Source organism: Clostridium sp. CM028, assembly GCF_030585565.1.
Taxonomy (GTDB): domain Bacteria; phylum Bacillota; class Clostridia; order Clostridiales; family Clostridiaceae; genus Clostridium_AD; species Clostridium_AD estertheticum_B.
In genome coordinates this window covers 850,417-871,313 of the sequence record NZ_CP077766.1, presented here as the reverse complement: position 1 = coordinate 871,313, position 20,897 = coordinate 850,417, and the positions used below count along the sequence as shown (strand labels likewise).

At 33.5% G+C, this 20,897-nt stretch carries 15 protein-coding genes and 1 riboswitch; of the genes, 12 read left to right on the top strand and 3 right to left on the bottom strand.

Features of this window, described 5'->3' with window-relative positions; all coding sequences use genetic code 11:
• Positions 1–28: 28 nt before the first annotated feature.
• Positions 29–210, top strand: a riboswitch (cobalamin riboswitch).
• 161 nt (positions 211–371) lie between these two features.
• The 8 genes from cobU to KTC94_RS04125 all read left to right on the top strand — a co-directional run bounded on the left by cobU (position 372) and on the right by KTC94_RS04125 (position 9,358).
• Positions 372–932 (top strand): bifunctional adenosylcobinamide kinase/adenosylcobinamide-phosphate guanylyltransferase, encoded by a 561-nt coding sequence (cobU, locus tag KTC94_RS04160; protein ID WP_165414029.1) that lies wholly within the window; start codon positions 372–374, stop codon positions 930–932.
• Between the two features lie 34 nt (positions 933–966).
• Positions 967–1,914: an ABC transporter substrate-binding protein gene (locus KTC94_RS04155; protein WP_220320301.1), complete on the top strand. Its 948-nt coding sequence runs from the start codon at positions 967–969 to the stop codon at positions 1,912–1,914.
• A gap of 16 nt (positions 1,915–1,930) precedes the next feature.
• Entirely contained in the window at positions 1,931–2,983 is a 1,053-nt protein-coding gene (locus KTC94_RS04150; protein WP_165414031.1) for an iron ABC transporter permease, read from the top strand.
• Positions 2,984–3,748 carry an ABC transporter ATP-binding protein gene (locus tag KTC94_RS04145; RefSeq protein WP_216303673.1) on the top strand — a complete coding sequence of 255 codons (765 nt, stop codon included), beginning with the start codon at positions 2,984–2,986 and terminating at the stop codon, positions 3,746–3,748.
• 321 nt (positions 3,749–4,069) lie between these two features.
• A complete protein-coding gene (locus KTC94_RS04140; RefSeq protein ID WP_216303672.1) occupies positions 4,070–5,209 on the top strand; it encodes an O-antigen ligase family protein in 1,140 nt (379 codons plus the stop codon).
• A 192-nt stretch (positions 5,210–5,401) separates the two neighbouring features.
• Entirely contained in the window at positions 5,402–7,456 is a 2,055-nt protein-coding gene (locus KTC94_RS04135) for an alpha-amylase family glycosyl hydrolase (protein WP_220286888.1), read from the top strand.
• Positions 7,457–7,730: 274 nt separating this feature from the next.
• Complete coding sequence (locus KTC94_RS04130) at positions 7,731–8,072, top strand: PadR family transcriptional regulator (protein ID WP_220320300.1); 342 nt, start codon at positions 7,731–7,733, stop codon at positions 8,070–8,072.
• Positions 8,063–9,358: an FtsW/RodA/SpoVE family cell cycle protein gene (locus tag KTC94_RS04125; RefSeq protein ID WP_220320299.1), complete on the top strand. Its 1,296-nt coding sequence runs from the start codon at positions 8,063–8,065 to the stop codon at positions 9,356–9,358. The genes KTC94_RS04130 and KTC94_RS04125 overlap by 10 nt, the downstream gene beginning before the upstream one ends.
• A 922-nt stretch (positions 9,359–10,280) precedes the next feature.
• Here the strand turns inward: KTC94_RS04125 and KTC94_RS04120 are convergent.
• The 3 genes from KTC94_RS04120 to KTC94_RS04110 all read right to left on the bottom strand — a co-directional run bounded on the left by KTC94_RS04120 (position 10,281) and on the right by KTC94_RS04110 (position 17,243).
• Complete coding sequence (locus tag KTC94_RS04120; protein ID WP_216303667.1) at positions 10,281–11,717, bottom strand: glutamate synthase subunit beta; 1,437 nt, start codon at positions 11,715–11,717, stop codon at positions 10,281–10,283.
• Between the two features lie 63 nt (positions 11,718–11,780).
• Entirely contained in the window at positions 11,781–16,301 is a 4,521-nt protein-coding gene (gene gltB / locus KTC94_RS04115) for a glutamate synthase large subunit (RefSeq protein WP_220320298.1), read from the bottom strand.
• 225 nt (positions 16,302–16,526) lie between these two features.
• A complete protein-coding gene (locus KTC94_RS04110; protein WP_165414043.1) occupies positions 16,527–17,243 on the bottom strand; it encodes an SGNH/GDSL hydrolase family protein in 717 nt (238 codons plus the stop codon).
• Between the two features lie 427 nt (positions 17,244–17,670).
• On the opposite strand from KTC94_RS04110, the gene KTC94_RS04105 reads away from it, so the two are divergent.
• Genes KTC94_RS04105 through cysC form a run of 4 tightly spaced genes read left to right on the top strand, consistent with a single transcriptional unit; the run spans position 17,671 to position 20,885 of the window.
• Positions 17,671–18,714, top strand: a complete 1,044-nt coding sequence (locus tag KTC94_RS04105) for an aliphatic sulfonate ABC transporter substrate-binding protein (protein WP_220320297.1) — start codon at positions 17,671–17,673, stop codon at positions 18,712–18,714.
• A 14-nt stretch (positions 18,715–18,728) separates the two neighbouring features.
• The gene (locus KTC94_RS04100; protein ID WP_220320296.1) at positions 18,729–19,568 is read left to right on the top strand and encodes an ABC transporter ATP-binding protein; all 840 of its coding nucleotides are present in this window, start codon (positions 18,729–18,731) and stop codon (positions 19,566–19,568) included.
• The gene (locus KTC94_RS04095; RefSeq protein WP_220320309.1) at positions 19,498–20,274 is read left to right on the top strand and encodes an ABC transporter permease; all 777 of its coding nucleotides are present in this window, start codon (positions 19,498–19,500) and stop codon (positions 20,272–20,274) included. Before KTC94_RS04100 ends, KTC94_RS04095 begins: the two co-directional genes overlap by 71 nt.
• A 29-nt stretch (positions 20,275–20,303) precedes the next feature.
• On the top strand, positions 20,304–20,885 hold the full coding sequence (gene cysC, locus KTC94_RS04090; protein ID WP_220286884.1) for an adenylyl-sulfate kinase: 582 nt from the start codon (positions 20,304–20,306) through the stop codon (positions 20,883–20,885).
• Positions 20,886–20,897: the final 12 nt, after the last annotated feature.

Genomic DNA, 20,897 nt, shown 5'->3' with positions numbered 1-20,897 from the left:
GTTACAATAAAAATAGTCAACTTAATAAAAATTAAATATTGTTTTAGGTGCCTTGTAACAGGGGTTAAAAGGGAAAGTGACTAAAAAACCACTGCAGCCCACCGCTACTGTATTAGAGGATGAAATCCAAAGAACCATTGGGAAACTGAGAAGGTTGGAGAGTAAGATGATGCTAAAGCCAGTAAACCTGCCTATTGCTTGAAATTTTAGTCTTCGGAGGGAGGATGAAAAATGCGTGATTTAACAATAATATTGGGTTATCCAATATATGAAAAATTTAATTGCATTATTCCACATCCTTGAGATGTGGTTTTTTTATTTTCTGATTTTTTTACATTAGAGCATATTATTAAAATAATAAGGAGCATACTATGAAAAAAATTATACTTATAACAGGTGGCGCAAGGAGTGGGAAAAGTACATATGCTGAGAAGCTAGCCAAAGAAGAGAAGGGCAACGTACTTTATATTGCAACTTCAATTCCGTTTGATGATGAAATGAAGGACAGAGTAAAAAAACATAAAGAAAGAAGACCAGCTAATTGGTATACCTTTGAAGGCTATAAGAATTTAAAACAGGTATTCTATAACGAAGAAATGCAGTTTGATACGATTTTATTAGATTGTATTACAATAATGACTACAAATCTTATGTTTGATGAAGCGGGGGATAATTTCGATGATCTTAATAATCAAGCTATAAGCGCAATGGAAAAAGGGATTTTACAAGAGGTAGCAGTATTTCTTGACGAAGCAGAAAAAAACTTAAAAACAATAATTCTTGTAACTAACGAAATTGGCTCTGGAATTGTACCAGAATACAAGATGGCAAGGGTTTTTAGAGATATTGCGGGTAGAGTTAATCAGTATATTGCATCAAGGGCTCAGGAAGTTCACATGGTGGTTTGTGGTATCCCAATTAAAATTAAATAAGTAATTAAAAAATTAAAATTTATGGAGGCAACTTATGTTTAAAAGAAAAAGTATAATAAGTCTAGTTTTAGCTGTTTTTGTTTGTGTTGTATTTAGCGCGTGTGGCAGCAAAGGTGAGAATAAAGGGTCGCTTAATACTACTAAAAAGGAAACTAACGCTGTAGTATATCCGCTAAAGGTAGTTGACTCATATGATAGAACGGTTATCATTGAAAAAGAACCTAAAAGAATTATTACAATTGCACCAAATATAACAGAGGGAATATATGCACTTGGTAAAGGAAGCAGTGTAGTTGGTAGAAGTGATTACGATGATTACCCAGCTCAGGCCCTTAAGGTTACATCTGTTGGTGACTTATTGCAACCAAGTGTAGAGAAAATTGTTGAATTAAAACCTGATGTAGTTATTGTATCAGCTCTTTTTGATAAGGCTATTATTAAAAAATTAGAGGCTCTTAATATAAAGGTTGTAGCGCTTGGTGGTGAAGAAAATTTTAATGGTGTGTATGACACAATGTCAAAACTTGGTCAGGTTGTAAATGCTAGTGGGGAAGCCCAGACAATAGTATCAGATATGAAAAGGAAAGTTGCAGAAATAACTGATAAGGTTAAGGATGCTAAGAAGCCAACAGTGTACTATGTAGCAGGATTTGGCAAGAGTGGTGATTTTACAGCAGGAAAAGATACATTTATAGGTAGTATGATAGACATTGCTGGCGGAAAAAATGCTGCGGGCGACGTAGTTGGTTGGAACTACAGTGTAGAAAAGCTTGTAGAAAAGAATCCTGATGTGCTAATTTGTTCAAAGCTCTATGATTCAAAAAAAGGTATAAAAGCTACCAATGGTTACAAAGATTTGAATGCAGTTAAGAACGGCAAATTATTGGAGATTGATGAAAACATTATTGTTAGGCAGGGACCGAGACTTGCAGAAGGACTTGAATCAATTGCTAAATTAGTTCATCCTGAACTTTTTAAATAAAAGGGGTTAAATAACCATGACGTTTATAGAAAATAAGAGTTATTATCGACGAGTTTTTGCAGTAGGGGTATTTTTACTCCTAATTGTAATGATTGTAGCAACAAATTTTGGGGTAGCAGATATTTCTTTAAAACAGACAGCCCTAATTATTATAAGCAAAATTCCAATATTAAATAACAGTGTATCCTTAGATGGAATTAATCCTACATCTGCAATCATATTGGTAAAGTTAAGACTTCCTAGAATCATTTTATCCTGTTTAGTAGGAGCAGCACTTTCAGTGGTTGGTACCTCTTTTCAGGGTATTTTCAAAAATCCAATGGCAGATCCATTTATTCTCGGAGTTTCATCAGGGGCTGCACTTGGGGCCACTATAACCATGGTTTTTCTTAATGAAATCAATTTTTTAGGGATGAGCATGGTGGCATTCAATGCTTTTGTAGGTGCTATAATAACTACTTTTCTGGTTTATAATATTGCGAGAGTCGGTACTAAAGTTCCAGTTACCACACTTTTACTATCGGGTGTTGCCATAAATTATTTATTATCATCCATTATTTCATTAATGATGACCTTTAATAGAGATAATATTGAAAAAATAGTTATGTGGACGATGGGAAGTTTTTCAACGGCTGGATATCACGAGGTAATTTTACTGTTTATAATAGTAGTTCCCTCAATTTTATTTATTTTTACATTTTCAAGAGATCTGAATATCATGGTTCTTGGAGAAGAGAGTGCTAGAAGTCTTGGTGTAGATGTAAATGGATTAAAAAAGTATATACTTTTAATAAGTACTTTGATGGTGGCAGCAGTCGTATCTGTAAGTGGAATAATTGGATTTGTAGGTCTTATAGTGCCGCACTCTATTAGAATGATTTTTGGACCAGATAATAGGGTGGTTATACCATTTTCTGCACTTGGGGGAGCTATATTTTTAATAATTTGCGATACGCTTGCAAGAGCAGTAGTGCCTCCATCAGAAATACCAGTAGGAATTATTACTTCAATTTTTGGAGTTCCATTTTTTATATATTTATTATATAGAACAAAGAAGAAGGCGATGTAATTGATAGAGATAAATAACGTAAGTTTTTCCTTTGAACAGGAAGTATTAAAGGATATTAGTATAAACATAGAAAGAGGAAAATTTCACACTATTCTAGGTCCAAATGGTTCAGGTAAAACTACACTTCTAAGGATATTATCAAAATCACTGCAACCTGAAAAAGGTGAAGTTTTTATTGATGAAAAGGACTTAGCCCAAATGAAATCAAAGGTTTTAGCAAAGAAAATAGCAGTGGTACCGCAAAGCACAGAAATCGAATTCGATATTTCAGTACAAGATATAGTTCTTATGGGAAGAACGCCTCATATTTCTAGATTCTGCTCAGAAAGTGAAAAAGATATGGGAATAGCTATGAAAGCTATGAAAATGACAAACACTTGGGGTCTTAGAAATAAAAGCATAAATGCATTAAGTGGCGGAGAAAGACAACGAGTGGTAGTGGCAAGAGCGATTGCCCAAGAAACAGGAATAATTCTTTTAGATGAGCCTATTTCTCACCTAGACATTCATCATCAAATTGAAATGATGAATCAATTAAAACAATTAAATGAAAATAAAAACATAACAATTATTGCTGTGCTACATGATTTGAACATAGCGGCTGCATATGGCAATCATATGATACTAATGCATGATTGCTTAGTTTACAAAGATGGAACTCCAGAGGAAGTATTAACAGAAGATATAATTAAAGAGGTTTACGGATTAGATGTATATATAACTAAAAATCCTAAAACGGGTAAAACTTTTATTATGCCATTTTAGTAGCAAGGGTAATCCTTTGCTACATTTATTTTTTTGAAACAATATGGGAAAAGAGATATAATGGAGGAAGGGGGATAATAAAAATGATATCCTACAGATATTTTAGTCGGTGTAGCTTTAGGGCTTATATGTTGTAGAATAATAATATACCCTTTTAATAAAGTAAACAATAATACCAAGGCTAGTATATAATAGAAAGAGGTGACAAGGTTAATATTAGTACTTAATGGAATTGCAGTTTACAAAATGATAAGGTAATTCTCTTGGGCACTTATCATTATGCTTACGAAAAAAAATACTAGAGATGAAGGTGGCTTTATTATGGGCATTTTAGTTTTATTAACAATCATTTCTCCTTATACGACCATAATACCATTATTATATATGATATATATGGTGTTATTTAAAAAAATTAAGATAGATAAAAATTATTGGAATATAGGACTTTGTTTACTATTTATTTGGTCTTTAATAGTAGGAGTTATAAATTATAGTTTTACATCAATTGTTGCATCGTTTGCTCTCTTTATATATCTATGTGTTAGTATTTTTTTGCAAAATTATTGTAAAAATGAAAATATGGTGGAAAAGATATATATGCATTTAGTGTTTTTTTCTCTGTTCTCAGCAATTTTTGGAATTATTGAGAAAGTGTTATATGAGTATTTTAATTTTAATATTTGGGGGGCATTTCTTCAAAGTACAGCTCAGCCAGCAGTTAATGGTAGAATATATAGCACCTTTGGTAATCCTAATGTAGCGGGGAACTGGTTTGCTATAATGATTCTTGTAGGTATTTATTTTTGTAGCATTAAATCAAAAACTGCAAAATTATTTTATGAGACAGCGACAATCCTCTTTGTTATTGCATTGTGTTTAACGGGATCTCGGGGTGCTTTTATGGGGCTATTATTTGGCGTTTTTATATTTTATCTACTTAAAGGTAATAAAAAAGATATATGGCTGTTTATCACAATATTTATAATTACGGCTGTAATTACTTTTGTACCACCAGAAATGCTTAAAAATTTAACCGGACATGATTTCGATACCTCATTCAATAGTCGTTTTGGAATATGGGATGGATGTTTAAAAATGATAAAACTTAAGCCTTTTACGGGTTGGGGTATTATGGGGATAACTGACCATGGAGAAAGCTTCATGAAAGGGTATTATTATGCAACCCTATACCACGGTCACAATATCTGGATTACTATTATGACAACACTTGGAGCTGTTGGGCTTCTCATATATACCTATATGAAAATTAATTTATTCCGAAATTTAAAGATACTTCATGCACAGAATTGTAGATTAGTTCCAATGCTGGCAGGTATTCAAGCTGTAATAATTGGGCATGGACTGGTTGACTTTACAATGATTGCACCACAAGCTGGGTTATTATTTATAGCTAGTTCAGCTATAATAAACGCCCTTATAAAACAAGATAATATCAATTGAGAAAAATATAATAGATATAATAATTTCATTACTAATAGACTAAATTTAAGTCGTTATAATTATTTTTGAGTTTATTATTTATTTATTTATTTATTTGAAGAACAAAGGAATTGATAATATTTAGTCGAATTAGATATATTAGTAATAAATATTTTGACTTGCAATAATTTCAAATACGAAAGGAATTTTTAAATGGAGGATTATAAAAATAAAAACATCAAAATAATAGAGATTGATCCATATCTCAAGCCGTTTGAAAGTGATATTAGGATTAGAGTGGACCGTTATACATCTTGTAAAAAAGAATTACTTGGTAATAATCAAAGCTTTGACTCTTTTGCGAGTGGCGACTTATTTTACGGGTTCCATTTAATTAAGGGGGGATGGGTTTATAGAGAATGGGCCCCTATGGCTGATGCTCTTTATTTAATTGGCGATTTTAACTCTTGGAATCCTCAAACACATCCATTGATAAGAAAAGAAAGTGGAAATTGGGAGATTTTTTTGCCAGGGGTACAAGCCCTAAAACATTTATCCTATGTTAAGGTAAGGGTAGTGGCTAAAGGTGTATCAAGAGATAGAATTCCTCTTTATATTAAGCGGACGATGCAGGATCCTATTACTAATGATTTTGTAGGACAAATTTGGCAACCAGACTTTGAATTTAAGTGGCGGGATAGTGAATTTCATGTTGATAGCGAATTGCCATTGTTTATATATGAGGCTCATGTAGGTATGTCCCAGGAAAAAGAAGGAATGGGTACTTTTAGCGAGTTTACAGAAAATATTCTTCCAAGAATAAAGGCTGCTGGTTATAATACTGTGCAGCTTATGGCGGTAATGCAACATCCATATTATGCCTCTTTTGGTTATCAAGTATCTAATTTTTTTGCTGTTTCATCTTGGTTTGGAACCCCTGAAGAGCTTAAAGCATTAGTTAATGCTGCCCACCTTATGGGAATTGCGGTATTACTTGATTTAGTACACTCTCATTCAATTAAGAATATAGCTGAGGGGATTAATGAGTTTGACGGAACTGATTATCAATTCTTCCATACTGGAGTTAAGGGGAATCATCCAGCATGGGGTACAAAACTTTTTAATTATGGGAAGCCAGAAGTTCTTCATTTCCTTTTGTCGAATATTAAGTTTTGGCTAGAGGAATACCATTTTGATGGTTATCGATTTGATGGTGTGTCATCGATGTTATATCACCACCAAGGGCTTGGAGTAGTGTTCTCGGATTACAGTAAATACTTTAGTATGGATACGGATATAGAAGCAATTACTTACCTTCAATTTGCTAATGACTTAGTAAGAGAAGTAAAACCTAATGCAGTAACTATTGCAGAGGATATGAGCGGAATGCCTGGAATGTGTCTGCCAGTTGATTTTGGTGGCATTGGCTTCGATTATCGTTTGTCTATGGGAGTGCCTGATCTTTGGGTGAAATTGTTAAAAGAACTGCCAGATGAAAAATGGAGCATGTGTCAGTTGTGGCACGAGTTAACTAATAGACGGCCTAAGGAAAAGAATATAGGGTATTCTGAATCACATGATCAAGCACTTGTAGGTGACAAGACCTTAATGTTCCGTTTAGGCGGAAAGGAAATGTATTCTCACATGCTAAAAAGTGATGATAATTTAATAATAAATAGAGCAGTAGAACTTCATAAACTTATTAGATTTATTACTATAACTTTAGCTGGTGAAGGCTATTTAAATTTCATGGGGAATGAATTTGGTCACCCGGAATGGATTGACTTCCCAAGAGAAGGTAATAATTGGAGTTATAATTACGCAAGAAGACAATGGAGTCTGATGGAAAATAAAGATCTTAAGTATGAATATTTGTCAAATTTTGATAAAGAAATGCTAATTTTATTAAAAACATATAATGTTTTAAGTGCAACAGACCTCCAAAATCTTTGGACTGATGATAAGCAAAATATGATTGCTTTCAGAAAAGGTGAATTAGTATTTTTATTTAATTTTAATCCATCTGCTTCTTTCTCAGAATATGAACTACCTACTGGCGAGATGGGTGAATATAAGATTATCTTTAATAGTGATGAAACGATATTTGGTGGCCAACACAGAATTGCAACAGATTATATATACAGCGCGAAAACATTACGAAATAAGGGGAATAAACCTGGGATTATAGTGTATTCACCTAGTAGAACTGTGCTAGTTCTAAAGAAAGTTATTCAAATGAGTGACCCCTGCCAGGCAATGGAAGGGTAGAAAATCATGAATTCCTAAAAGTAATGATATGTAATATATGACAAAATAAAAACACCTAGAAGAAGTTCTTCTAGGTGTTTTTATTTTGAAGGGTTTGGAAGTAGCTTATAGAAGAGGTATTGTTAAAACATAATTAAAAATATACTCATTCTCATTTATATTCTATATTGGCATTTTGGAATATAATGTTATTGTTATACTTATGATATCAATGTATCGGATTACTAGGTATAAATGGTATCATATGCCATAAAAATATAAGGGGGGCAATAACATGTCAATAAACAAGGAACTGTTAAAGGGAAGTACGATAATCCTCATTTTAAAATTAATTGATAAAAAACCAATGTATGGCTATGAATTGATAAAAGAAATGGAAGAAAAATCAAACGGTGTGTTTACATTGAAGGAAGGAACTCTTTATCCAATTCTTCATACCTTGGAGGCAAAAGGATTAGTTGTGGCATATTGGGGTGAGGGTTCTGGAAAACGTCCTAGGAAGTACTACAGGATAATGGAGGAAGGTAGATTATCATTAAAGGCAAAAGAGGAAGAATGGACAACTTTCCGTTCTACAGTTGATAGAATATTAGGGGGGGCTATATTATGGACGTAGGAGATAATTCTAAAATTAGTGAATATATAGATTATGTATGTTCTTATGTAAAGTATAAGGGAGCTCATAAAGAAATAAAACAAGAGCTATCCTCACATATTGAGGATATTGTAGGCGAATATGCTGAAAAAGGAATAGTACAAGAAGAATCAGTAATTAGAGCTGTTGAACGCATGGGAGATGGCGAAGCCGTAGGTAAACAGCTAAACATAGCACATAAGGGAACTCCGGATTGGATTACATTAATTTTAACCATACTACTCGTTAATATAGGTGTTGCATTGATGTATCTCATGCAATATAAAAATTCATTCAGAAGTAGTGATTATCTATTTAAGCACAGCTTATTATATGCTGCTATTGGTACTATAGGTATAGTATTATTATATTTCTTTGACTATAAAAAACTTCAAAAGTATTCGAAACATATCTTTGTAGGCATGTGCTTATTATTTACCTTATCATTTTTTATAAGCCACCCTATAAATGGAAGTCCTTTTATCAGTGTAGGAAGATTTACATTTGATATTAAAGCAATTAGTTTATATGTATTTATAATAGCACTAGCAGGTATATTCAATAACGATGACTGGAATAAAAAAATGAATTTAATTAAAGCTGTAGGGTATTTAATTATTCCAATGATTTTAATTCTGGCTGCTCAAGGATTAGGTTACTGTGGAATTTATTTTATTACATTTATAGTTTTAGCTCTTAAATCTAATATGAAAAAAAGATATGTAATTTACATTGTTGCACTTAATACTATTTGTTTTCTGTATTATATTATATCAGAACCATATAGAAGAAGTAGGTTTTTTACTTTTTTACACCCATTCTCGGATGCGAGAGGAGTAGGGTTCTTGAATGTACAGATGTACGAAATAGCTCATACATCTGGAATTTTCGGACATGGGTTTTCTGCAAATGAGGCACTGTTAAAAGTGCCTGAGATGCAATCAGACTTTGTTTTTATTTATATAGTACATACTTTTGGGTGGCTTGGAGCCGCGGTTATTATATCTATTATTGTTTCTTTCATATATAGAATTCTACATGTTTCAAAATATGTTAGAGATAATTATGGACGATTACTTATAAGCGGTTTGATTAGTATATTTATAGTTCAATTCGCAACAAATATATTAATGAATCTAAATTTATTCCCTTTGATAGGAATTCCACTTCCTTTTATAAGCTATGGAGGCTCTTTAGGAATTATTAATATGGTATCCGTAGGCATTATTATGAGTGTGTATAGAAGGCGAAGTTTATCCAATTCATGAATGTGCTAATTCTATGTTGATTATTAAATAATTACTTAAGTATAATATAGAAAATATGTTATAATTTTATTATAGGTTATTTATATCATAAAAGGACGATACATACATAAGTGTAAGCTATGACGAATCAATATGAAAATACTACCGCTGGGGCAGTTAATTTGAACTGTTCTTTAATTATGTGCTGCAAGGATAATTTATATTTGGAGATAAAGGTTATATGAAGAAAAATTTGAAATTTGGCACTTTGATTATTGCTCTGATTACTATGTGGTAGGCTTTTTGAATTTGATAGGGATTATTACAACTCAATGGGAGTGGACAAGTTTTTCAGTGGTTTTGTTAATGATTTTTGCGAGTAATGAACAATTTTAAAAAAAAGGGAACAAAATAAAAGAAAGAATGCTGGGATAAAAAATTAGATAATAGAAGTAACATACCATTAAGTCCAGAAAAAACATTAGTCGAAAATTGAAAATAACGAGGATAGATGCTTTCTCGTTACTTACATTTTTCGTAAGATGCAAAGTTAAGTCAACATTTGTGGATCTTATTAAAGGTTGAAAAATATAAAAGATAGGAAGAAGGCTGTGTTAAATAAAACCTTCTTCTTATCTTTTATATTATTAAAATACATACCATAGGATGTGCTAATTACTATATAGTATGAACTTTCTCCGAAAGTGACTTCAAATAAGAAGAGCAGAAACATTGAAAATTCATTTAGTAATTCTTCTTTTGGCAATATAAAATTCTCGTGAGCCTCCTGTAAGGAAGGCTAGGGAACCGGCTGTAAGCCGAATGTGAGCGTTAGAGAAATTTATATTGGCAAAAGATTAGAATTATTTGATGGAATTTCACGTTTCAAGCTCTTATTTCGAATCACGCAGGAGAGATTTCATACTGATTGTACTATTTGCTCTTACCCCCTTAATGAAGTTTCCCCCATTAAATACTTATCAATATTTTTAGTAACTGCGCGACCTTCATATATTGCCCAAACAACTAATGATTGGCCCTTTTTCATATCTCCAGCTGCAAAAACGCCTTGTAAATTAGTCATATAATTATCATCTACAATAACGTTTCCTCGGTTATCAAAGTCTAAAGCTAAGTCCGTAAGCATACCTTCATGTTGTGGATGCAAGAAACCCATAGCTAAAATAACCAAGTCAACTTTGAGCTCAAATTCTGAACCTGGTATTTCACTCATTTGTTGCATACCTTTTTCATTACGTGTCCACTCAACTTTAGATGCATGGAGCGTAGTAACTTCGCCATCTTCACCAGTGAATTTTCTTGTAGTAATATTCCAATCGCGGTTGCAACCTTCTTCATGAGAAGTAGTAGTTTTTAGTGTTCTAGGGTATGAAGGCCATGGCATTGTGTCGTCTCTATCTACAGGGGGCTTTGGCATAATTTCATATTGATATACGCTCTTAGCTCCTTGCCTTATTGCAGTTCCAATACAATCTGAGCCAGTATCTCCGCCTCCGAGTACCAGTACAACTTTGCCTTTAGCATTTATCTCACTAGCTTCTATTGTTTTGCCTGAAACTCTTCTATTTTGTTGTTTTAGATAATCCATAGCAAAATGTACACCTTTTAATTCTCTGCCTTCAACTAATAAATCTCTAGGAATTGTACTACCACCAGTTAAAGCTACTGCATCAAATTCAGATAAAAGAGTGTCTACAGAATAATCAACTCCGACATTTACATTAGTTTTAAAGCTAACTCCTGCCTCAATCATAAAATCCACTCTTCTTTGAACTATGCTTTTATCTAATTTAAAATCTGGTATGCCATATCTTAAAAGCCCGCCTATTTCATCGTCCCTTTCAAAAACAGTTACATCATGGCCTACAGAGTTAAGTTCAGCAGCTGCCGCAAGGCCCGATGGACCCGAACCAACAATAGCGACCTTTTTACCAGTCCGAACTCTAGGCTCTAAAGGGTTTGTCCATCCTTGTGAAAATGCTTTTTCTATAATATTTAATTCTATTTCCCTTATTGCAACAGGGTCTCCATTAACTCCTAATGTACATGAACCTTCACAAGGGGCGGGACAAATCCTGCCAGTGAACTCTGGGAAATTATTTGTAAGGGTTAACCTGTTATATGCTTTTTCCCATTTTTCTTTATATACCATGTCATTCCAATCTGGAATTAAGTTTCCTAGAGGGCAACTCCAGTTACAAAAAGGAACACCACATTCCATGCACCTTGCACCTTGCTGACGCAGTTTTTCAACTGGAAATTCTATGAATAATTCTTTAGAGTCTTTAATTCTATCTTTTACAGGGCGTTTATTTGCAGTTTCTCTTTTGAATTCTTTGAAACCATACAATTTTCCCAAATTTAACACCTCCAAAAATTGAAAACTGAGAACCGTCCCTAAAGAGAGACAGTTCTATAGCTTCTATTTACCTTCTAATATTGCTTTGTAAGCGGTTGGTATTACTTTTTTGAACTTTAACTTGTATTCTTTCCAGTTATTTAGAATTTTACTTGCTTTATGGCTGTTAGTTGCTTCAAAATGTTCTTTTATTATCGAATGGAGCTGTAATAAATCTGGTTCTGAAGTTATTAATTCTACCTCTATCATTTCCATATTACAGTTTGATTTTAATGTTTCATCTTCGTCGATAACGTATGCTATACCACCGCTCATTCCGGCTGCAAAGTTCCTGCCTGTTCTTCCGATAATAACTACAATTCCACCTGTCATATATTCACAACCGTGGTCTCCAATTCCTTCAACTACAGCCTGGGCTCCTGAATTTCTTACTGCAAAGCGTTCGCCTACTAATCCGTTTATAAACAACTTACCAGAAGTCGCTCCATAAAGAATTGTATTACCCGCGATGAAGTTTTCGTCTTGAATAAAACTGCAATTTTCTGGTGTCTTTACAATTATTTTAGCACCTGATAATCCTTTGCCAACATAATCATTTGCATCTCCTACTAAGTTTAATGTTAATCCATTAGCACCAAAGGCTCCAAAACTCTGACCTGCTGCCCCAACAAAATTTAATGTTATTGTATCGTCAGGAAGTCCAGCGGCGCCATATTTCATAGCAATTCTTCCACTTAACATTGCACCAACAGAACGATTAACATTTTCAATTTCTAAATTAGAGGTGCTTTTCATTCCATTTTCTAGGGATATTTTTGCCATTTCAATAAGCTTGAAATCTAAAGAAGTATCTAACCCGTGATCTTGTGATATTACACAGTACCGCTTAATCCTTTTGGGCATATCAGGTTTATATAGAATATTTGATAAATCTAGTTCCTTTGCTTTCCAGTGGTCTATAGCCTTTTTCTGATTAATTTTATCTACTCTACCTATCATTTCATTCATAGTTCTAAAACCAAGTCTCGCCATATGCTCTCTTATTTCCTTGGCAATAAATGTAAAGAAATTCACCACGTATTCAGGTTTTCCCCTGAAATTCTTACGAAGTTCTGGATCTTGCGTAGCTATGCCCATATCACAAGTATTCAAGTGACAATTTCTTAGCATAGTACAACCGAGCACTACAAGAGCTGTAGTTGCAAACCCAAATTCTTCTGCTCCAAGAAGTGCTGCAATAACAACATCACGTCCTGTTTTAAGCTGACCATCAGTTTGAACGGTTACTCTGCTTCTTAAATTATTTAAAAGCAATACCTGCTGGGTTTCAGCAAGTCCAAGCTCCCAAGGTAGCCCCGCATGCTTTATTGAGGAAAGTGGGGAAGCACCTGTTCCTCCATCATGACCACTTATTACTATAGCATCTGAATGTGCCTTAACAACTCCAGCGGCTATGGTTCCAACACCTAACTCTGAAACCAATTTTGTACTTATTCTGGCCCTAGGGTTTACACTCTTTAGATCATGAATAAGCTGAGCTAAATCTTCAATAGAATATATATCGTGATGAGGTGGTGGGGAAATTAAATCAATCCCAGGGGTTGAATGCCTTAGCCTAGCTATATTTGCATCAACTTTTTTGCCTGGTAGTTGACCACCTTCACCAGGTTTTGCTCCTTGAGCTATTTTTATTTGCAATTCGTCTGCATTTACAAGATATTCAGCAGTTACACCAAATCTACCGGAAGCTATTTGTTTAATTGCACTTCTTCTTAAATCACCATTTTCATCAACTTTGAATCTTTCGGCATCCTCTCCACCTTCACCAGTGTTGCTTTTTCCACCAAGCCTATTCATAGCTATAGCCATAGTTTCATGGGCTTCCTTGCTGATGGACCCAAAGGACATTGCACCTGAGCAAAAGCGTTTTACTATTTCACTAATTGGTTCAACACTTTCTATTGGAATTCCGTTCCCATAATTAAGTTCAAATAATCCTCTAATTGTACATAAGTTCTTGTCCTGCTCATTTATCACTTTTGCATATTCTTTATATAAATTATAATCATTTGATTTTGTAGCAACTTGAAGTTTAAAGATTGTATCCGGGTTAAATAAGTGGTGTTCTCCACCTTTTCTCCAAGAATATGCCCCTCCTACATCAAGTTCAGCTATAGGTTTTCTTAATTTGTTGAAGGCATTTTTATGCCTAATTAATACTTCTCTTGCTACGGTATCTACACCAATTCCACCAATTCTAGAAGAAGTTCCACCAAAATATTTTTGGAGTAAATCAGAACTTAAGCCAACTGCGTCAAAAATTTGTGCTCCATGATAACTCTGTATAGTTGAAATTCCCATTTTTGATAATATTTTTAGAAGCCCTTGTGATATTGCATGTATATAGTTTTCATGGGCTTTTTCTATAGAAACATTTTCTATATCGCCATCATTTATAATATTATCAATAGACTTAAATGCAAGATATGGATTAACACCTGTTGCCCCATAGCCAATTAATAAGGCAAAATGCATTGTTTCTCTAGCTTCTCCTGTTTCGACTATAATAGAAACAGAGGTTCTGGTCTTTTTGCGGGTTAAGTGCTGCTGAACGGCAGATAATGCAAGTAAGCTTGGGATTGCAGCATCATAAGAGTCTACTGATTTATCACTAAGAACGATAATATTATAGCCTTCTTCAATTCTTGCAGATGTTCTTTTGCAAAGCTTGTCTAGGGCATCTTTAAACCCTTCAATTCCAGTATCTGCTTTAAAAGTTATGGGAATTGTTGTAGTTTTAAAAGCGTTATCTTTTAAATTTTTAATCTTAGCTACTTCTAAATTAGTTAAGATAGGACTCTTTATTTCTATAAATGGGTTATCAGTAAGATCTTGATTTAAAACATTATCTTGAGATCCCAAATAGTTCATAAGTGACATTACCATTTTTTCTCTAATTGGATCTATTGGTGGATTGGTAACCTGAGCAAAAAGTTGCTTGAAATAAGCAAATAAGAGTTGAGGCCTATTAGATAATACAGCCAGTGGTGTATCATTTCCCATAGAGCCAATGGGTTCCTTACCATCTCTTGCCATAGGAGATAGTATAATCCTTAAATCTTCTAGAGAATATCCAAAGGCTTGTTGCCTTTCCTTTAAAATATCTTTGTCTATTTTAACGTCATTAATTACAGCATCAAAATCTTCTAGATAAAGTTTATTTTTTAAAATCATTTCACCATAAGGCTTGTTTGTGCAAACTGCTTTTTTTACTTCTTCATCTTCAATTATTCTGCCTTCATTTGTATCAATCAAAAACATCTTTCCTGGTTGAAGCTTGCCTTTTTCTTTGATATTCTCTGGTTTAAACTTAAGTACTCCAGCTTCAGATGCAAGAACAGCAAAGCCATCCTTTGTTATTATATACCTTGCGGGCCTAAGTCCATTTCTATCGAGTGTTGCACCTATTCGAATACCATCTGTAAATGCAACAACAGCAGGACCGTCCCAAGGTTCAATTAACGAACCATGATACTCATAAAAAGATTTTTTATAATCTTCCATATCATTATTTGACATCCAAACTTCAGGAATCAACATCATTATGCTATGAGGTAGAGATCTTCCATCCATTTTTAAAAGTTCTAACATATTATCCAGGGAAGCTGAATCGCTACCATTAGGGCTAATAATTGGAAACAATTTCTTTATGTTCTTTCCATACACTTTGGACTTTAAAACTCCTTCGCGAGCATTCATCCAGTTTCTATTTCCTCTAATTGTATTTATTTCGCCATTATGAGCCAAATATCTAAAGGGTTGTGCTAAATCCCAAGTTGGAAAGGTGTTTGTACTATATCTTTGATGAACAAGGCAAATCGCACTCTTAAAATTTATGTCTTGTAAATCGATGTAAAATCCTTTTATTTGGTCGGCAAGTAAAAGTCCCTTGTAAACAATTGTTCTGCTAGAAAGACTGCAGATATAGAAATATTCTGTGCTTCTATTAACCAATTTGATTACTTCTCTTTCTGCTCTTTTTCTTATAATATAAAGTCTTCTTTCAAATTCTTCTTGAAGCTGCTCGTCTGTTAGAGTCGGATCTTTAAAATTTGATCCTAAAAAAATCTGTCTAATTATTGGCTCTGTTCCTTTTGCCGTGTCTCCAATGTTTCTATTATCTATAGGAACAGATCTCCAACCTAATATTTTTTGTCCTTCTTCTTCGGCAATTCTTTCAAGTATTCCTTCACATTGAAATCTTAATGCAGGTTCCTTTGGCAAAAAAATCATTCCTACGGCGTAGCTTCCTGCCATTGGTAATTCTAGGCCTAAATTGTCACAGCTAATCCTAAGAAATTCATCAGGAATTTGTACCAAAATACCTGCACCATCTCCAGTTTTAGGATCTGCACCCACTGCACCTCTATGAGTTAAATTCACAAGAACTTTTAACCCTTTTTTTATAATACCGTTGGTTTTCTCACCTCTGATATTTGCTACAAAGCCAACGCCACAATTATCTTTTTCAAAGGCCGGATCATACAATCCTTGCTTTTCAGGATAACCAATGCTATTACTCATGATATTACCCCCTTTATATTTATAAATGAATTATATAAATTGTACCATGATTTTATGAAAATGCAAGTTTCATTTTTAAAAAAATCATATTTAACAAATTATACTTAATAAATTGTGTTTAAAAAATAACAAAAGCAACAAAAATTGAAAGTTAATTTCCAATCTTTGTTGCTAAGGAATTATATGATACGTCTGAATATATGTTCTATGAGCGTATCAACATTTTTAATGTTGTAATAAAAAGTTGTAGTTTTCTTTTAAAAATTTTAATATAACATTTGCTATTAATGATTGACCTTCAATATTGGGATGTATTCCATCTTTACATAAAAATTGACTATAGTCGCTGTACTTTAAAAACTCTGTGCGTACATCAATAAGAACAGTGCTAGTTTCAGCGGCTATCTCAGTAATGATTTTACTATATGAGTTATGCCAATTAAAGAGTCTATCCTTCGTGCCTAACCACTGTAAGATATTTTTTTCTGAAGTAGAATCTTCTTTTGTAATCCATTTAAAATACTTTAAAGGATCGAGTGGTGGCAACGTCATAAGTATAGGGAATATGTGATTAGTTTTCAATGTGTCTATCATTGTAAGTAGTGTTTCACGAAAGATAGAAATATCAGTATTAGGTCTGTATTCCATATCAGGATTTTTAGCGATGTCATTCCAGTTATAGTCACAGTCATTACCACCAAATTCTATTAACACTATATCAGGTGATTTTTTGATGACATCATTATACATCTTACGTGCGCCTCTCATAATGGTACTACCAAATTTACCAGCATTATATACTGGGCCTTTTATTTTATTTTCAATGATGCTCGTAAAGTTTTCTTTTAAAGTTGCGTATTTAGATCTTTCATCATCATAAATGATTCCCTTTGTAATAGAATCACCAAATGCTATAAAAATATAACTATCTTTTATTTCCATAATATACCTCCATGAAATTAAATTATAATCGTATAAATTGATTGAGCTAATTTATATATAATAATAATAATAATATATCATATGAATATAAATAATTCAATACGTAGTTATTGAAACTACGTATTGAATAAAAAACTTTGCTATCAATTAAATTATAACTAGCGCAGCTTCGAAGGGTTTAACAACTTCAGGAGGAGATTTATATTCCAACTGAAGTTTTCTATTTGTTATAGTATGCATCTTATTTGTTATAGTATGTATCTTAATTGTATCCATTCACTTATAGAAGTGGAAGACATTTCAATAAAACATAGTAAACCTATTGACATTATAGGGGATGGAATATATACTTATATAAAATATATAAGAGGGACACTTTCCTTTTGAAATATTGTTAAAAGTGGGGATTTAAATTAGGAGAGATAAAATGAAAAATTCAAAGAGTCTTAAATTTTCAATGGTATTATTCGTAGGTGTTTTAATACTTGGGGGATTAGCAGGATGCTCATCTAAAAAAGTAGAAAATGATAATGTAAATCTTAGAGTTGGGTATTTTCCAAACATAACTCATTCACAAGCTCTTGTAGGACGCGCACAGGGAAGTTTTCAAAAAGCCGTCGGCGGAAAAAATAAGATAGATTGGAAATTATTCAATGCAGGCCCAGCAGAAATAGAAGCACTTTTTGCAGAAGCTATTGATATAGCATATATAGGGCCTGGTCCAGCTATTAATGGATATGCAAAATCCAAAGGCGACATTCAGATTATTGCAGGGGCAACCGACGCAGGAGCAATATTTGTATCTAAAAGAGGAACAATTATTAAAAATCTAAAAGAGTTAAGTGGCAAGAAAATTGCAGTTCCACAATTTGGTAATACACAAGATCTAACACTTCGAAATATATTATCTGCGAATGGGCTTAAAGACACGACAAAGGGTGGAACCGTGGAAGTAAGGCAAGCAGCAAATGCGGATATTTTATCTCTGATGCAAAAAGGGGATATAGATGCAGCCTTAGTGCCAGAACCATGGGGTTCAAGATTTATTAAAGAGGCGAAAGCAAATATTATTTTAGATTATAAAGAAATATTTAGAAAAGGAAAATATACTACTGCTGTAGTAGTTGTTAGAACTGAATTTTTAAAGCAGCATCCACAAATTGTTGAAAATTTTATAAGAAATCATGTAGAAGTAACTGATTATATTAATAAAAATCCAGATAATGCTAAGGAAATAGTAAACAAACAAATTACTGAATTAACTAAAAAAGGAATACCAAATGATGTTTTAGATGCTGCTTTTAAGAGATTAACAATTACAAATAATCCGGAAAAAGACTCAGTAATTGATTTTGTTAAATATTCACTCCATGCAGGCTTCTTAAAATTAGAGCCAGATACTAAGGAGTTGTTTAATCTTAGTATTTTGAATAAAGTTTTAAAAGAAAAAGGGCAAGATCAAATCAAATAAAAGAGGTGATAAATTTGAGTCTTATTGTTAAGGGCGTAAGCAAAGAATTTGTTTCAAAACATAAAAAAACAAGCACACTTGAAAATTTTAATTTAGAGATAAAAAAGGGCGACTTCGTATGTATACTAGGACCGTCTGGTTGTGGGAAATCAACACTGCTAAATATTTTGGCAGGACTTGAAAAGGCCACTAAGGGCGTGGTTATACTTAATGGTAATGAGATAGCTGGGCCGGGACCAGATAGGACAGTGATGTTTCAGGAAGCAGCATTATTCCCATGGCTTAAGGTAATTGATAACGTAGAGTTTGGAATGAAAATGGCAGGTGTGACTAAGGGAGTTAGATACGAGAAGGCACTACATTATTTGAAAATGGTTCATCTTTCAAAGTTCCAGAATTCCTATGTTTATGAGCTGTCGGGGGGAATGAAGCAGAGAGTAGCACTTGCTCGCGCACTATCTCTTGACTGCGAAATACTTTTAATGGATGAACCTTTTGCGGCTCTTGATAGTCAGACTAAAATGATGTTACAACAAGAATTGCAACGCATATGGGTAAATACAAAAAAAACCATCATTTTTATTACTCACAACGCAGAAGAGGCAGTTTATTTGGCCAATAGAGTTGTAGTGATGGCAGCAAATCCAGGTAGAATAAAGCAGGAGTTTATTATAGAGCTTGCAAGGCCAAGACAGATGGAAAGTTGTGATATTGCTTATTACACATCTAAAATAATGAAAGCATTAAAAGAGGAGGTGGAGAAGGTTGCAAAAGCAGAATACGATGGTGATTGGAATATTGAAGAAAATTCTGTTTTATATTCTTCTAATATTAATATGGGAGGCGATTTATAAAGTAGGAGTTGATATTCTAAGAATTTGGAGGCCTTATACGTTACCATCACCTATAGATGTTTTTGGGACTCTGGCAGTTCTAATAAAGGATAATACTATAGGGATAGCCATTGTTGCAAGTTTAAAGAGAATACTAGTGGGATATTTTATTTCAGTAGTAATAGGAGTTACTCTTGGGCTCACAATTGCTAAATTTAAATATTTAGAAGAGAACCTGGGTCGATTAATTTTAGGCCTTCAGACATTGCCAAGTATTTGCTGGTTGCCGTTTGCGATTTTATGGTTTGGGCTTAGTGAGAGTTCGATTATTTTTGTAATTGCAATTGGTTCCACATTTGCGGTGGCAATATCAGTTAATTATGCAATAAAAAATGTTAATCCCTTATATATAAGAGCTGCAAGAACGATGGGAGCTAAGGGTAGTAAGATCTATACTCAGGTAATCCTGCCGGCAGCGTTGCCGGATATAGTTAGTGGATTAAAGCAGGGATGGTCCTTTGCATGGAGGGCTCTAATGGCTGGGGAAATGCTTTCGTCTACAAAGGGGCTTGGTCAAGTACTAATGGTAGGAAGAGATTTAGCAGACATTAGCCAGGTTGTAGCAGTAATGATAGTAATAATAATTCTTGGCTTATTAGTTGATAAACTTGTTTTTTCAAGATTAGAGAAAAGCATGAGACATATTTGGGGTCTTGATAGGGTCTAGTTTTTAAAAATTGATGGAGGTGAAGTTAAATGAGTACAGAAAATCTTACCTGGCATAATACGTTTGTAACTCGCAGGCATAGAGAAGCCACACTTACACAAAAATCTAAGTTATTATGGTTTACTGGGTTATCAGGTTCTGGTAAGTCTACGGTGGCAAACGCTTTAGAGATAAAATTAAATCATCTAGGAAAATCAACTTATCTATTGGATGGTGATAATATTCGCCTTGGCATAAATTCAGATCTTGGATTTTCTGTAGAGGATAGAAGTGAAAATATTAGGCGAATTAGTGAAATTGGAAAGCTATTTGTAGATGCAGGACTAATAACTATTGCTTGTTTCATATCCCCGCTTATTGTAAACCGTGAAATGGTAAGAGCAACTCTTGGTGAAGATTTCATTGAAATATTTGTAGATTGCCCACTTGGCGAATGTGAGAAAAGAGATCCTAAAAATCTATATAAAAAGGCGAGACTCGCTGAAATTAAAGAATTTACAGGAATAACTTCACCTTACGAAAACCCAGAAAATCCAGAAATTGTGATAAATACAAAAGAGCAAACTATAGATCAATGTGTAGATAAAATATTAGATTATTTAAAGCTATAGTTTAGGAGGTTA